This window comes from Bradyrhizobium sp. USDA 376, from assembly GCF_054063675.1.
This window is the reverse complement of sequence record NZ_JBSSGN010000001.1, coordinates 7,820,178-7,835,209: the sequence shown is the minus strand read 5'-3', so window position 1 is coordinate 7,835,209 and position 15,032 is coordinate 7,820,178. Positions and strand designations below refer to the sequence as shown.

Genomic DNA, 15,032 nt, shown 5'->3' with positions numbered 1-15,032 from the left:
TTTTGTCATATGCGGTTCACATCGGGCGCGCGTTAAGCATATAAGTCGGCAGATAGGCCCGGATCGTACGTTCACATGCCGGCACGATTTCATATCGTGCCGCCGCCTGCATTGTTCCAGCGCAAGCGATGCAGGCTTTTTTGGAACGTCGATGCCGGGTGCTCGTTAGCGCCCCATCAGCAACCGAACATGGCGGAATTAAGCGGCTTTTCGTGCAAGCCGGCGCCTCCGTGTTCCCGAAACCCAATGAGGATTGGAACGATGGGACTGTTCACAAAGGACATCAAGACCATGAACGACCTGTTCGTGCACCAGCTCCAGGACATCTATTACGCCGAGCAGCAGCTCACCAAGGCGCTGCCGAAAATGGCCGCCAAGGCCACCGATCCGCAGCTGAAACAGGGCTTTTTGACGCACCTCGAAGAAACCAAGCAACACGTCGCGCGGCTCGAGGAAGTGTTCAAGATGCACGGCGTCGCCGTGAAGGCGGTCGACTGCCCGGCCATCGACGGCATCATCGAGGAGGCCGATGAGACCGCAGGCGAAGTCGCCGACAAGGCGGTGCTTGACGCCGCGCTGATCAACGCCGCGCAGGCCGCCGAGCACTACGAGATCGTACGCTACGGCAGCCTGATCGCCTGGGCCAAGCAGCTCGGCCGCAGCGACTGTGCCAGCGTGCTCGCCAAGACGCTCGAGGAAGAGAAGGCGACCGACAAGAAGCTGACGACGCTTGCCGAGAGCAAGGTGAATCTGCGCGCGGCGAGTTGACGACGTTTAGCTGACGAGCGCCGCGCGGCGCGCTGTTTCTCGCTTCGTCCGCTGTCATGCCCCGCGAAGGCGGGGCATCCAGTACTCCGCGGCGGTACTTCGTTTGCACAATTTCCGCCGCGGAGTACTGGATCGCCCGATCAAGTCGGGCGATGACACCGATTATGGAGCACACGCGCGCGCTACACATCCATCCTTCCGCCATTATCGAAGCATGATGGCGGGCCAATAGCGTATATCCCGCAGGGGCTGCAACCGAGGTGGCAGCATGCGCGTGAGCACCATCAAATATGAATCCTTCGACGACGCGGCCGGCGCGCAGCGTGCCGGCGCGCGTCTTGCGACCTCGCTGACGCTCGCCGCGATGAGCCTCGGCTACGGCGTGGTGCAGCTCGACGTCACCATCGTCAACACCGCGCTCGATGCGATGGGCAAGACACTTGGCGGCGGGGTGGCCGAGCTGCAATGGGTGGTCAGCGCCTACACCATCGCCTTTGCCGCCTTCATCCTGACATCAGGCGCACTCGGTGACCGGATCGGCGCCAAGCGCGTCTTCATGGCGGGATTTGCCATCTTTACCGCGGCCTCGCTCGCCTGCGCGCTGTCGCCCAATGCGATCGCGCTGATCGCGGCACGATTGATCCAGGGGCTGGCGGCGGCGATCCTGGTGCCGAATTCCCTGGCGCTGCTCAATCACGCCTACCCAGACGACCGTGCGCGGGGCCGGGCAGTTGCGATCTGGGCTGCCGGCGCCAGCCTGGCGCTCACCGCAGGCCCCTTCGTCGGCGGCGCGCTGATCACGCTGGTCGGCTGGCGCGCGATCTTCCTCGTCAACCTCCCGATTGGTCTCGCCGGCCTCTGGCTGAGCTGGCGCTATGCGACCGAAACGACCCGGGCGCGCTCGCGCGAGATCGATCTGCCGGGCCAACTCGCCGCGATCGGCGCTCTCGGAGCGCTCGCTGGCGCGATCATCGAGGGCGGCGCGCTTGGCTGGGGACATCCGGCCGTGCTCTTCGCCTTCGCGTCGGCCGCGGTCCTGGGCGTGCTGTTCGTCTGGCGGGAAAGCCGCGCCGCGCAGCCGATGCTGCCCTTGTCGTTGTTCGGTCACCGGCTGTTTACCCTGACCGCGCTGGTCGGACTGCTCGTCAACATCGCGATCTACGGACTGATCTTCGTGCTCAGCCTGTACTTCCAGCGGATCAATGGGCTGTCGGCGTGGTGGACCGGGCTCGCCTTCGTGCCGATGATGGCGGCGGTGCTGCCGGTCAATCTGCTGGCGCCGCGCCTTGCCGAGCGCATCGGCGCGTGCCCGACCATCGTGGTCGGCGCCTGCATTTCGGCGCTGGGCTGTCTCGGCCTGCTCTGGATCGAGCCTGACACGGGCTATTGGATGATCTGCGCGCAGATGATCGCGATCAGCGGCGGACTCGGGCTGCTGGTGCCGCCGCTGACCTCGACCCTGCTGGGCAGCGTCGAGAAGGCGCGCTCCGGCATCGCGGCCGGCGTCCTGAACGCGACGCGGCAGACCGGCAGCGTGCTCGGCGTCGCGCTGTTCGGCTCGCTGGTGGCCTCGGAGGGAGCGTTCATGACCGGCCTGCACGCCTCGCTGGCCGTATCGGCCTTCGTGCTGCTGCTCGCCGCCGCCGTGATCGGGATCGGCGCGCCTCCGCAGGGGATGAACAATCCGAGCGAATGAACACATCTCCCGTTCACCATCCCCGGAACCAGCACATAGCCGGTTACCGATCGTCCACCTCTGTCGGTTGAAGTGCGGCTCCATAGGGGCCGGCAATGTATCAAGTTCTTTACTGTCTCACCGACGAGCATGATTGGCGACTGGTTGCGCTGGGCGGCGCGGTGTGCCTGCTTGCGAGCGCCGCGGCAATCAGCCTGTTTCACCGGGCCCGCGCCGCGCACGGCCCGGGACGCCTCGCCTGGATCAGCCTGGATGCGGCTGTCAGCGGATGCGGCGTCTGGGCGACGCATTTCATCGCGATGCTCGCCTATGGGCCGGGTGGCGCCGGCGCCTACAACATCCCTGTCACGATTCTCTCGCTGATCCTTGCGGTCTCCGTGACCTTCGTGGGGCTGAGCATCGCGGTATCGTCCTCACGCGCGGCTTGGGTGATCGTCGGCGGCGCCATCGTCGGCGGCGGTGTCGCGGCGATGCACTACACCGGCATGGCGGCGCTGGAGATGCCGGCCCGCGTGGACTGGGTCGGAAGCACGGTTGCCGCCTCGGTGTTGCTCGGAATTGTCTTTGCTGCACTCGCGCTGTTCGTCGCCGCGCGGCGCGACGATCTCTCCCATGCGCTGAGCGCGACCGCCCTGCTGACGCTCGCCATCGTCGCGCATCATTTCACCGCGATGGGCGCCGTGCTGCTGACGCCGGACCCGACGCTCGCGATCAGCGGGCTCGCCGTTCCGCCCGCATCGATGTCTTTCCTCACCGCAAGCGCCGCGGTTGCGATCATCGCGATTGCACTCGTTGCCGCGCTGCTCGATCGCCGCGCCAAGGGCGAACTGGGACGCCAGCAACTGGTGCTGGACTCCGCGCTCGAGAACATGTCGCAGGGGCTGTGCATGTTCGATGCGGACGGCAAGATCATCCTGTTCAACGAGCGATATGCGTCGATGCTCCGCCGTACCGACATCGCGCTCACCGGCCGTCTGCTGGTCGACGTGCTCAGGGAGGAGCAGGCCAAGGGCCAGTGGCTGGGCGATGCGGATCAATTCTTTGCGCGGCTCGTCGCCGATGCGCGCGAGGGCCGCACCACGACCGATGTCGTCAACCGGTTCGGCCGCTCCATCCGCGTCGTCAACCAGCCGATGCAGGGCGGCGGCTGGGTCGCGACCTTCGAGGACATCACCGAATGGCTGGAGGCACAGGCGAAGATCTCGCACATGGCACGCCATGACGCGCTGACCGGCCTGCCGAACCGTGTGCTGTTCCACGAGGAGCTCGAGCAGGGACTGCACCGGGCGAAGTCGGACGACCAGCTCGCGGTGCTCTGTCTCGATCTCGACCACTTCAAGGACATCAACGACTCGCTCGGCCATCCGATCGGCGATGCACTGCTCAAGGAGGTCGGCCGCAGGCTGAAGACTACCGTCGGCGAGCACGACACGGTGGCGCGGCTTGGCGGCGACGAATTCGCCGTGGTCCAGATCGGACGGTCGGAGGAAGCCGCAGCGAGGTCGCTTGCCGGCCGCCTCGTCGAGGTGATCTCGGCGCCTTACGAGATCGACGACCATCAGATCGTCATCGGTGTCTCGATCGGCATCTCGCTGTCGCCGCAGGACGGCAGTAATCCGGACGAGCTGCTCAAGAATGCCGATCTCGCGCTGTACCGCGCCAAGGCGGACGGCCGCGGCACCTATCGTTTCTTCGAGACCGGCATGGATGCACGCGCGCAGGCGCGGCGCCTGCTGGAAATGGATCTGCGCGCAGCGCTGCAACGCGACGAATTCCTGCCCTACTACCAGCCGATCCGCGACGTCGCCAGCGGCCGGGTCGTCGCCTTCGAGGCGCTGTTGCGCTGGAACCATCCGCAGCGCGGCCTGATCGCTCCCATCAGCTTCATTCCGCTGGCCGAGGAAACCGGACTCATCGTTCAGCTCGGCGAATTCGTGCTGCGCTCCGCCTGCACCGATGCGGCCAGCTGGCCCGACGATATCGACGTCGCCGTCAATTTGTCGCCGGTGCAGTTCAAGAGCCCGAACCTGATCGCATCCGTGACGGCGGCGCTGGCCGCCTCGGGACTTGAGGCGCACCGCCTCGAGCTCGAGATCACCGAATCCGTGCTGCTCCAGAACAGCGAGGCGACGCTGACGACGCTGCACGAGCTGCGCGCCATGGGCGTGCGGATCTCGCTTGACGATTTCGGCACCGGCTATTCGTCGCTGAGCTATCTGCGCAGCTTCCCGTTCGACAAGATCAAGATCGACCGCTCCTTCGTGTCGGAGCTTGCGACGCGCGAGGATTCCATGGCGATCATCCGCGCCGTGACCGGCCTTGGCCGCAGCCTCGGCATCGTCACCACGGCGGAAGGCGTCGAGAACGATGCACAGCTCGAACTGCTCCGGCGCGAGGGCTGCACCCAGGCGCAGGGCTATCTGTTCAGCAAGCCGCGACCGGCTTCCGATGTGGCGATGATGCTGGACCGCCCGCGACTGCGCGTCTCGGCCTAAAGGATCAGCCGCGGCGCAACGCGAAATGCGCGCCGCAGAATGCCATCACGGCGCCGAGGCACAGCGCGGCAAGCCCGGCCAGCACGCCCGAGACGGTCGGGATCGGGCTCGGTGCCGAGGCCACCTGGCCGGCACCGGCAAGCAGGAGCACGCCGACCGCGATCAGGAATTGGCGCATGCGCTGCGGGATCTGGCCGGAGACGGCGCTCTGCATCAGGCTGGCGGTGAAATAGCCGCCGGAGAAGCCGACCGTTGCGATCAGCCACCACGCGATCGCTGCGCCGGCCGGAATGAACTCATGCGTGTCGGAGCGCCAGAGGCCGCCGAGGTCCAGCCCATAGCGCGCGCCCAGCATGTGCACCGCGAGCGCGAGCAGCACGCCGGAGATCATTGCGGCACCGAGAATCAGGCGGCGCGGAAAAAAGGTCGTCTCAGCCATGCCTCGCTTGTAGGATGGGCGAGGGCGATCGCGCAAGCGGATCGCAGACGGGATTGATTTCGAGATGCAGGTTTCGGGAGCCGAGGCGGTCACGAGCTACGCCTACAAGGCCTCGCTGATCGGCTCGGCGCATCGCTTCGAGCTGACGGCGGAGGGGCTGTCCTGGCACATCGGCGGCCGTTCTGGCCTGTGGCGCTATGACGAGATCTCGGCGATCCGGCTGTCGTTCCGCCCGGTGTCGATGCAGCAGCACCGCTTTCGCGCGGATGTCAGCCACAATGGTGGCGGCCGCATCGCGATCCTGTCGACGAGCTGGCAGACCGCGGCCCTGATGGCGCCGCAGGACAACGGTTTTCGCGATTTTCTGATCGAGCTCCATGCGCGGATGGCGAAAGCGGGCAGCCGCGCGGAATTGACCGCAGGACTCGGCCGCAAGACCTATGCGGCGGTGCTGGCGTTCCTGGCGGTGCTCGCCGTGGCTATGGCCGGGCTGTTGATCCGCGCCCTCATGATCGGCGAATTCGCCGGCGTGCTGTTCATCCTCGGCTTCGCGGCGCTGTTCGCCTGGCAGGTCGGCGGCTTCGTGCGGCGCAACCAGCCGCAGAGCTACAGTTTCGATCGCGTTCCGAGGGCCCTGCTGCCTTAGTCCTCACAGCGCGCTACTCCGTCGAGTCGAAATCCTCTTCCTTGGTGCCGAGCAGCGACACGATCGTGCGCAGGCCGGCATCGAGCTGTTCGGGCGTCGGCGGAGCGAGCGCAAGCCGCACCGCATTCGGTGCGTGTCCATGCGCGATCGCGAAGGTCGAGGACGGCGTCAGCGCGATGCCGCGCCTCGCTGCGGCCGCGACGAAGGTCTGCGAGCGCCAGTGCGGCGGCAACGTCAACCACAGATGATATGCGCGTGTGTCGGCCGCAATCTGGTAGCCGGCGAGCAGCCTTGCCGCGGTCTGCTGGCGGCGTGCGGCGTCGATGCGCTTCAGCCGCGTCAGCTCGGCGACGGTGCCGTCGGCCATCAGCCGCTGGCCGGACGCGAGCGCGTGGCCCGAGGCGATCCAGCCGCCGGTGCGGACCGCGCTCATCACGCTCTCGCGCAAGTGAGGCGGGGTGACGAGGATGCCGAGTGCAAGGCCCGGCGCGACCTTCTTGGACAGGCTGTCGATCACGATGCAGCGGTCCGGCCCGAGCGCGGCCAGCGGCGTGTCGTCGGCGAGGAAGCCGTAGACGGCGTCCTCGATGATGGTGAGATCGAGCTTCTCGGCGACGCGCATGATGTCGGCGCGCCGCGTCGCGTTCATGGTGACGCCGAGCGGGTTCTGGATGATCGGCTGGAGGTACAGCGCCGACAGATGCGCCTCGCGATGCGCTTTCTGAATCGCATCGGGACGCGCGCCGAATTCGTCCATCGGTATAGGCACCAGCGTAATGCCGAGCCGCGCCGCGATGCTCTTGACGTAAGGATAGGTCAGCGCCTCGACGCCGCAGCGTCCGCCGGTAGGGACGAGGGCGGCGAGCGCGGCTGCGAGAGATTGCTTGCCGTTGGCGGTGAAGACGATCTGCTCGGCCTGCGGCGTGAAATCCTTGCGCGCGAGATAGGCGGCGGCCGCATTGCGCGCGCTCTTGGTGCCGGTGCTGGTCGAGACCCGCAGTGCGGATTCGAGCGCGTCGACACGCTCCAGTCCCGCAAGGCTCTTGGCGATCATCGCCCATTGCTGCGGCAGTAACGGATAATTGACCTCGAAGTCGATCCGCGCGTCGCGCGGCTCGCTCAGCGCCTCGACCTCGCGCTTGATGGCGCCGGAGATGAAGGTGCCGCGGCCGACCTCGCCGACCACGAGGCCGCGGCGGAGCAACTCCGTATAAACCCGGCTCGCGGTCGAGACGGCAATGCCGCGATCATAGGCAAAATTGCGCTGCGGCGGCAGCCGGTCGCCGGGCCTTAACGTGCCATTAGAGATATCCGAGGCAATGGCATCGGCAAGCTTCACGTACTCGAACTTGGACATTATTGCACCGAGAGCAATGTTTTACTTGCTCCGAGGAGTGTACTGGAGCATTTAAGTTCCATCAAGTTCCGCGATTGAGCCGAGGGGAGCGAGAGCAATCCGATGGCAAATGAGGTGCAGGCGCTGACAGCGTCCGCGCCAACGGCACCTGCTTCGCCGCGCGGAACAGCACGCCGGAGAAGAAGAATGACCACGATCTCGCAAACTGCCGGGCGGAGTTTACGCCCATCCTCCTCGAGCGGATTTTTTGGCACGCTCGTCACCGCCGCCTATGCCCTGTTCGATCGCCTGGAGCGCCGCTCCGCCGTCAAGACCCTGAACGAGCTCGACGACCGCGCCCTGCGCGACATCGGCATCAATCGCAGCCAGATCGAGGACGCCGTCTACGGGCAGTTCAAGACCGAGCTGTCGCGGTATCTGTGAGCTTCCTCTGTTGCTACGCCCGGCAGGTCCGGGCGTGGTGAAGCTCGTCCCGCTCGTGTCCCGGACGCGACGCAGCGCGTAGCGGTGTGGCGCAGAGCCGGGATCCAGGAAGCCAAGGCGCTCGGTGCTGCATGGGCCCCGGCTCAGCAGCGCACCGTCGAAGAGACGCTGCGCTGCGTCCGGGGCACGAGACCCAGTTTTCGCGCACACTTGCCTCAACATCGTCGTTGCGAGCGCAGCGACTTGTCCGCCGAAGCTTGAGCGAGGGCGGAAGCAATCCGGAATCCCGCCGCGGAGACAGTACCCATTCCGTCATCCTGAGGTGCGAGGCTTGTGATGCAAACGCATCGCAAGCCGAGCCTCGAAGGATGAACGGCCGAGATGCAGCCGGGCCGTCGCCCTTCGAGGCCCGACTTGCGGCGCAGGCGCGCCGCAAGTCGAGCACCTCAGGGTGACGGTGTTGGATTGGTGTTCGCGGCATCGTCTGGCATCGCTTTTCAAATAACAGACACACCTTCGCATCCTCGCGGCTCATATCGCCCGAGCTTTGCCTCAATGCCTTGCCCTCAATGAAAGAGGGCGCAGGGAAGGCCGGGAGCCGGCTGGCACCCGCGGTCCACTGTGCGAAGTTTGGTAGTCGAAAAATCTGCACAGCGGCATACAGGTGAAGCCCGGACATCCCGGCCTTCCCTGCGCAGTGGTTTTACGGCTTATGTCGTGCTCTCCCCGGGGAGCGATGCACTATTGCCCCCGTCGCCTCGTGGATGGCTGATGCGCGGACCCGGTCGGGCCGCCACATCACCGCAAGACTTGGCGCACAGACCCCGGGCGCCAGGACCACACGATTTGGCCGTACGCTGATGGCACCGGTCGTATGCGCGAGGTCTTTGCTCACGGTCTCCCGCCCTGCAAACCCGTTCGCGCCAACGCCATCTGCGTCCACCGCCGCCCGGCCCGCGTTCGTGACGATCGCGATACGCCCCTCTTCCTTGGGCCGGGTTGCGGCGACACATATGCCGTTTCCGAATTTCGGTAAAGTGGAATATTTTTGACTGGGCGTCTTGACCGATCGTTTGGGTGTTTTGCCCGTCGAGCAACACAAGGACTTGTAAGTGCGTAGGGTGGATTGGCCGAAGGCGTAATCCACCTCTTCTGCTTCCGCGGAGAGAGACAGTGGAGGATTACGCAGCGGACTGCGCTTCGCGCAGCCGCGCGCTAACTACCCTACGAGACCGGGTGCAACGCTCAGTGCCTGACCACCAGCACGGAGCACTTGGCATAGCGCACGACGTGCCCGGCATTCGAGCCGAGGAAATAGGTGCGCATCGCCGGCCGGTGCGAGGTCATCACGATCAGGTCGGCCTTCATGTGCACGGCTTCTTCCAGGATCTCGTGGTAGATGCCGCCCTGGCGCACCACGCTGGAGATGCGGGAAGCGTCGATGCCGGATTCGCGTGCGACGATGGCGAGGGCTTCTTCCGAGGTCTGGCGCTGCTGCTCGTCGAAATCGGCCGGCACGTATTCGGCCAGCATCACCGGCGTCATCGGCAGCACGTTGAGCAGGCGCACCGTGCCGCTCCAGGTCTCCGATAGCGTTGCCGCGGTCGCGATCGCCGGCTTGGCGAGATCGGTGTCGGCGAGGTCGATGGGCACGAGGATGGACTTGAACATCTGCGCCTCCAGTCTTCCAGACAGGAAGTCTAGAGCCTTTTCCGTTCCGATGGAATCGGAACGGAGTTCTGGCTTCTTGTTTGGACGCGTTTTCTTCGCGAACCGGTGTCCACTTCGCTCGAAAACGCTCATGTGACCAGGCTGGTCAACCGGTCGAGCCAGCGCCCGCGCGTCTCAGGCCGATCGAAGCAGCTTGGGGCTGACGAACAGCACCAGCTTGCCGCGGCGGTAGGCCACGTCCCCCCAATCCTTGACGTCAAAGTCGAAGATCGCAAGCCCCGCCGTGGGCAGGTTGTGGGCAAGCGCCTTGGCGCCGGCATGATCGCCGCCGCCGATCAGCATCAGGGCGATCTCGTGCATGCCGGGATTGTGGCCGACCAGCAGCAATCGCTTCGGATCGGCGGGAATCGTTGCAGTGCGAATGGCCTCCAGGATCTGCGCGGGATGGGCGCCATAGAGCTCCGGCAGGACCTCGACCTGCGGCGCCGGGACGCGGTCCTTCATCGTGCCCCAGGCGATGTCCCAGGTCTGCCGGGCGCGGACGGCATGCGACACCAGCACGGCATTGGGGAAGGGCGGATGGTCGGCAATCCAGTCGCCCATCTGGGCGGCATCCTTGTGGCCGCGGTCGTCGAGGCGGCGATCCTGGTCACGGCCGCTTGGCGCGTCCGTCTCTGTCTTGGCGTGACGCAGCAGCATCAAACGGCGCATGGCATTCTCGAATCGTTCCACGTCCAGGATAATCTACAGGCGCCGGTTGAGGACAAGGTGACAGGCGCCCGATCGGTTCTTTAAAGCGGCGATGGGATTAGAACAAATCGTCATCGCGATTTAAGTTGTTGTTTTGAGCATGATCTTTTCGGAAAACCGCTGCACACTTTTCCGGATCATGCTCTAAGAAAACGACATGAGCGAGACTTTCACAAGCGTGCCCCAGGAAGAAGCCGGCTTTCGCGAGCGCGCGCGGCTGTCGTTCGAACTCGACGCCGACATCTGCGTGATCGGGGCCGGGCTTGCGGGGCTCTCCATCGCGCTGGAAGCAGCCCGGCTCGGGGCCAGCGTCGCGGTGCTCGAGGGGCGCCATATCGGCTGGAACGCCTCCGGCAACCAGCTCGGCACCGTGATGCCGGGCTTTGCGCTGCCGCTCACCGAGCTGATCGAGCGCATCGGCTTCGAGGACGCCCGCGAATTGTGGGCACTGTCGAAGGAGGGTACCGAATTCGTCCGCGCCAACGCCACCGAGGAGAACATGCCGGGGATCGCCCCCAGCGACGGTGTGCTGGAAGTCTCCAACGTCGATGCCGGCGACCGGCTGATCAGCCGGCTGCAGATGCTGAACGAGGATTTCGACACCGAGGTCGAGGGCTGGCAAGTCGATCGCGTCCGCGAGATGCTGAAGACGGATCGTTACTTCCACGGCGTGTATTACCCAAGGGCGTTCCAGGTCGACGGCCGCAAATACGTGCACGGCCTTGCGGCGCTGGCGCGGCGGGCGGGCGCTCGCATCTTCGAGGAGACGCCGGTCGTCAGCATCGATCATTCCGGCATCCGCAAGCGCATCGTCACACCCTCGGCGCGGCTGCGCGCCACCCACATCGTGCTCGCCGGCAACATCCATCTCGGCGCGCCCTTGCGGCGCCTGTCGGAGACGCTGCTGCCGGTCTGGCGTTATGCCGGGATCACCGCGCCGCTCGGCGACCGCGTGCATGAGTTCATCGCCTTCAAGGGATCGGTGATGGATTCCGATGGCGTCGACCATTTTCGCATCGTCGATGGCGACCGCCTGATGTGGGAGAGTCCGGAGACCACCTGGGCCGCGCGACCGCAGCGTTTTGCAGGCAGCGTCAAGCGGCGGATCCGCACGATCTTCCCTGAGCTCGGCAACGTCGAGATCACCGAGACGTTCGGCGGCGCCACCGGACAGACCGTGCACGGCATGCCGCAAATCGGCCAGTTGCGCAAAGGCCTGTGGGTGGCGAGCGGGTTCGGCCGCCAGGGCATGAACACCTCGGCCATGGCCGGACAGCTGATCGTGCGCAGCATCCTGTGGGGCGATGACCGCTGGAAGCTGTTCTCGCCGTTCGAGCTGGTCTGGGCGGGCGGGGCGACCGGCCGCGTCGCCGGCCAGTTGGTCGGGATCTGGGGCAGGGCGAGCTCCGCCGCCGCGGGCTCGCTGGCCCGCTACCGCGAACGTGCCAGGGTCAAGGACAGGGAGCGCGAGGCCCGTCTCGCCGAGGCCAACCGCGCCGCCGGCACCGGTCCGCGCCGTCTGCCGCCGGGTGTGCGGCCGCGGCTGGCGCCTGCACCGGAACATGCCGCCCAAAGCGTGAAACAGGTTGCGGAACCTGCCTCGCAGGACGCCAGCGTCCCGCAATAAGCGCGAGAAAAATTCCGCCCGGAAGTGTAACGTCGGCCGTTAGAGCCCGTATCTCAGGGCGTGGACTTCCCGCGCACGGAGAATGAGATGTTTGACCGCCGCATCCTGCTGACGACTGTCGCCGGCCTGTTCGGCCTTTCGGCCTTGCCCTGGCTGAGAGGATCACCTGCCGAGGCTGGCGAGAAGGCCGCGGAAAAGTTCGAGATCACGAAGACGGAGGCCGAATGGCGTGCCCAGCTCACGCCGCAGCAATATGAGATCCTGCGCAATCACGGCACCGAGCGGCCCGGCTCCAGCCCACTCCTGAAGGAGCACCGCAAGGGCATTTTCGCATGCGCCGGCTGCGACCTGCCGCTGTTCTCGTCCGAGACCAAGTTCGAGAGCGGCACGGGCTGGCCGAGCTTCTACCAGCCGATCGAGGGCAATGTCGGCAAGACCGAGGACCGCACCTACGGCATGGTGCGCACCGAGGTGCATTGCCGGCGCTGCGGCGGCCATCTCGGCCACGTCTTCGACGACGGTCCAAAGCCGACCGGATTGCGATACTGCATCGACGGCTTCGGGCTGGTTTTCCACCCGGCTGCGGCCTCGGCGACGTAAGTAGTTGAGGTGTCATTCCGGAGCGATGCGTGAGCATCGAATCCGGAATCTCGAGATTCTCAGGTGCGCAATTGCGCACCAGAGTTCGGTCCTGCGGACCGCCCCGGAACGACAATCGTCCCGGCAATAGTTGCCGGCCGGCAATTGTGCCCCGGTCATTCGACCGGGGGCTTCCTGTTTAAGTCATTGATTTCCTGAGGATACCCGCATTGGCATAGCCCTTGCGACTGTCTCTTCCGACTGCGGCCATGGTCGACCGGCCGCCGGGATCGGATTTGGAGACAAAGTTATGGGTATCTTCGATGCAATGAACACCTCGGTGGGTGGCCTGCAGGCGCAGTCCTACGCGCTGCAGAACATTTCAGGCAACATCGCGAACTCATCCACCACCGGTTACAAGGGCATCGGCACCAGCTTCGTCGATCTCATTCCCGACGCCTCGGTGCCCAGCAAGCAGGTCGCGGGCGGCGTGACGGCCAACGCCAAGGCGACCATCACCACCCAGGGCACGATCTCGTCCTCCACCGTCGCCACCAACATGGCCATCACCGGCGACGGCTTCTTCTCGATCCAGAAGGCGACCGGCGTCGTCGACAACGTTCCGGTGTTCAGCGGCGTCACCTACTACACCCGCCGAGGCGACTTCCAGCTCAATGCCAACGGCAACCTGGTCAACGGCGCCGGCTATTATCTGATGGGCACCACGGTCGACCCCAAGACCGGCAACCCGACCGGCAACGTGGCGACGGTCCTGAAATTCCAGAACAACTTCATCCCGGCCCAGGCGACCACCTCGATCCAGTACGCCGCGAACCTGCCGTCCCAGCCGAACACGGCGGCGAGCTCGACCGCGGCGAGCAAGACGCTGCTGGCGGCCGGCGGCCTGAACCCGTCCGACTTCCAGGCCAACCCGCTGCCGGTGGGCACGCCGCCTGCACCCTATACCAACGCGACGGTCTCCGGCGCGGCCGCCACCGGCAACATTCGCTCGGCCTATTCCTCGACGACCGGGACGGGCACGGTTGCGCTCCAGAACAATTCGTCCGCGGTGGCCTCGACCACCACGTCTCTCGACAACACCGTGGGCACGCATCTCGCCTCCAGCATTCTCACCGCGCTGAGCGGCCAGACGCTGACCATCAACGGCAACACGATCACCTTCAACGCCGGCACCACGGTGACGATCGGCACCAACTCCACGATTGGTCTTGGCGCAGGTACCACCGCAACGGTTGCCGACATCCTGAACGCGATTCAGTCGGCGGGCGGTGCCGGTGTCACGGCCTCTCTCTCTGCCAGCGGCAACATCCAGATCTCGAGCGGCACCGGCACCGACGTGGCGGTCAACAGCGGCACGGCAGCGACGGCCCTCGGCATCAGCAGCGTGACGCGCGGCGGCAACGTGCTGTCCTCGCCCGCCATCTCGGGCTCCACGGTGCTGAGCGGCACCGCGACCGCCGGCGGCGCCCAGGTGCTGTCGTCGGGCTTTTCGGCAGGCCCGCCCGCGGACACGATCACCGTGAACGGTCAGACGCTCACCTTCGTCGCGTCGGGTGCTTCGGGTCCGAACCAGATCAACGTCACCGACAACATCACGACACTGCTCGGCAAGATCGACGCTCTTGCCGGCGCGTCAGGCTCGTCGGTCAGCAGCAGCGGCGTGATCACGCTCAACACCGGCACCGCTTCCAACCTGCAGGTGTCCAGCTCCAACAGTGCGGCCTTCGCCGCGCTCGGCTTCACCTCGACCATCACCAAGAACCGCGACGGCGGCGGCACGGCCGGTACGGGCGCTGTGATGGGCGCCGATGTCGCTACCTTCACCAAGGAATCGATCAGCGGCGGTGCAGTGACCGCGTACAATGCAGCCGGCACGCCGGTGAACCTGCAATTGCGCTGGGCCAAGACCGACAGCGCTTCGCTGGGCCCCGGACACACTGATAGCTGGAACCTGTTCTACCAAACCGATCCGGCCGCAACGGGTGCGGCGCAGCCGGCCTGGGTCAACACCGGCCAGACCTTCACCTTCGCCGCCGACGGCTCGCTGACCTCGCCGAGCGGCTCGGGCATCACCATCAACAACGTCTCCGTCAGCGGCCAGCAGCTCGGCTCGGTCGCCTTTAACATCTCCTCGGGCGGCCTGACGCAATACGCCAGCACCAGCGGCGCGGTGACCATCAACACCATCACCCAGAACGGCTACGCCGCCGGTCAGCTCCGCTCGGTCTCCGTCAACAACAACGGCCTCGTGGTCGGCACCTTCTCCAACGGCCAGAACCTCGACCTCGCACAGGTCTCGTTGTCGCACTTCAACGGCACCAACTACCTGAAGGCCCTCGATGGCGGCGCCTATGCCGCGACCGAACAGTCGGGCCCTGCCATCGACGGCGCTTCGGGCACCATCAGCGGCTCGTCGCTGGAGGGATCCAACACCGACATCGCCGACGAGTTCACCAAGCTGATCGTGACCCAGCAGGCCTATTCGGCCAACACCAAGGTGATCACGACAGCGAATTCAATGGTGCAGGACCTCCTGAACGTGTTGCGCTGATCGACGCGT

The 15,032-nt window shown here is 65.7% G+C and carries 12 protein-coding genes; 8 read left to right on the top strand and 4 right to left on the bottom strand.

Features of this window, described 5'->3' with window-relative positions; translation table 11 throughout:
• Positions 1–261 precede the first annotated feature (261 nt).
• From ACVJ19_RS36960 to ACVJ19_RS36950, 3 genes are all read left to right on the top strand, one after another.
• Positions 262–768: a YciE/YciF ferroxidase family protein gene (locus tag ACVJ19_RS36960; protein WP_453953960.1), complete on the top strand. Its 507-nt coding sequence runs from the start codon at positions 262–264 to the stop codon at positions 766–768.
• A gap of 268 nt (positions 769–1,036) precedes the next feature.
• Complete coding sequence (locus ACVJ19_RS36955; protein ID WP_453953959.1) at positions 1,037–2,464, top strand: MFS transporter; 1,428 nt, start codon at positions 1,037–1,039, stop codon at positions 2,462–2,464.
• 95 nt (positions 2,465–2,559) lie between these two features.
• Entirely contained in the window at positions 2,560–4,959 is a 2,400-nt protein-coding gene (locus ACVJ19_RS36950; protein ID WP_453953958.1) for a bifunctional diguanylate cyclase/phosphodiesterase, read from the top strand.
• A gap of 4 nt (positions 4,960–4,963) precedes the next feature.
• Here the strand turns inward: ACVJ19_RS36950 and ACVJ19_RS36945 are convergent, their stop codons facing one another.
• Complete coding sequence (locus ACVJ19_RS36945; RefSeq protein ID WP_018642849.1) at positions 4,964–5,398, bottom strand: hypothetical protein; 435 nt, start codon at positions 5,396–5,398, stop codon at positions 4,964–4,966.
• 64 nt (positions 5,399–5,462) lie between these two features.
• Here ACVJ19_RS36945 and ACVJ19_RS36940 point away from each other — a divergent pair, with 64 nt between their 5' ends.
• Positions 5,463–6,044, top strand: a complete 582-nt coding sequence (locus ACVJ19_RS36940) for a hypothetical protein (RefSeq protein ID WP_453953957.1) — start codon at positions 5,463–5,465, stop codon at positions 6,042–6,044.
• Between the two features lie 13 nt (positions 6,045–6,057).
• Here the strand turns inward: ACVJ19_RS36940 and ACVJ19_RS36935 are convergent, their stop codons facing one another.
• Entirely contained in the window at positions 6,058–7,401 is a 1,344-nt protein-coding gene (locus ACVJ19_RS36935; RefSeq protein WP_453953956.1) for an aminotransferase-like domain-containing protein, read from the bottom strand.
• Positions 7,402–7,587: 186 nt separating this feature from the next.
• Between ACVJ19_RS36935 and ACVJ19_RS36930 the strand changes: the two genes are divergently transcribed.
• Positions 7,588–7,824 (top strand): DUF1127 domain-containing protein, encoded by a 237-nt coding sequence (locus ACVJ19_RS36930; protein WP_183240111.1) that lies wholly within the window; start codon positions 7,588–7,590, stop codon positions 7,822–7,824.
• Between the two features lie 1,245 nt (positions 7,825–9,069).
• On the opposite strand, the gene ACVJ19_RS36925 is transcribed toward ACVJ19_RS36930, so the two are convergent.
• Together ACVJ19_RS36925 and ACVJ19_RS36920 are read right to left on the bottom strand one after the other, a co-directional pair.
• A complete protein-coding gene (locus ACVJ19_RS36925) occupies positions 9,070–9,495 on the bottom strand; it encodes a universal stress protein (RefSeq protein WP_453953955.1) in 426 nt (141 codons plus the stop codon).
• 174 nt (positions 9,496–9,669) lie between these two features.
• Entirely contained in the window at positions 9,670–10,206 is a 537-nt protein-coding gene (locus tag ACVJ19_RS36920; RefSeq protein WP_453953954.1) for a SixA phosphatase family protein, read from the bottom strand.
• A 196-nt stretch (positions 10,207–10,402) separates the two neighbouring features.
• On the opposite strand from ACVJ19_RS36920, the gene ACVJ19_RS36915 reads away from it, so the two are divergent.
• The 3 genes from ACVJ19_RS36915 (at position 10,403) to ACVJ19_RS36905 (ending at position 15,023) form a co-directional block, all read left to right on the top strand.
• A complete protein-coding gene (locus ACVJ19_RS36915; RefSeq protein ID WP_453953953.1) occupies positions 10,403–11,872 on the top strand; it encodes an NAD(P)/FAD-dependent oxidoreductase in 1,470 nt (489 codons plus the stop codon).
• A gap of 87 nt (positions 11,873–11,959) precedes the next feature.
• Entirely contained in the window at positions 11,960–12,472 is a 513-nt protein-coding gene (msrB, locus tag ACVJ19_RS36910) for a peptide-methionine (R)-S-oxide reductase MsrB (RefSeq protein WP_453953952.1), read from the top strand.
• 289 nt (positions 12,473–12,761) lie between these two features.
• A complete protein-coding gene (locus ACVJ19_RS36905) occupies positions 12,762–15,023 on the top strand; it encodes a flagellar hook-basal body complex protein (RefSeq protein ID WP_453953950.1) in 2,262 nt (753 codons plus the stop codon).
• Positions 15,024–15,032 lie beyond the last annotated feature (9 nt).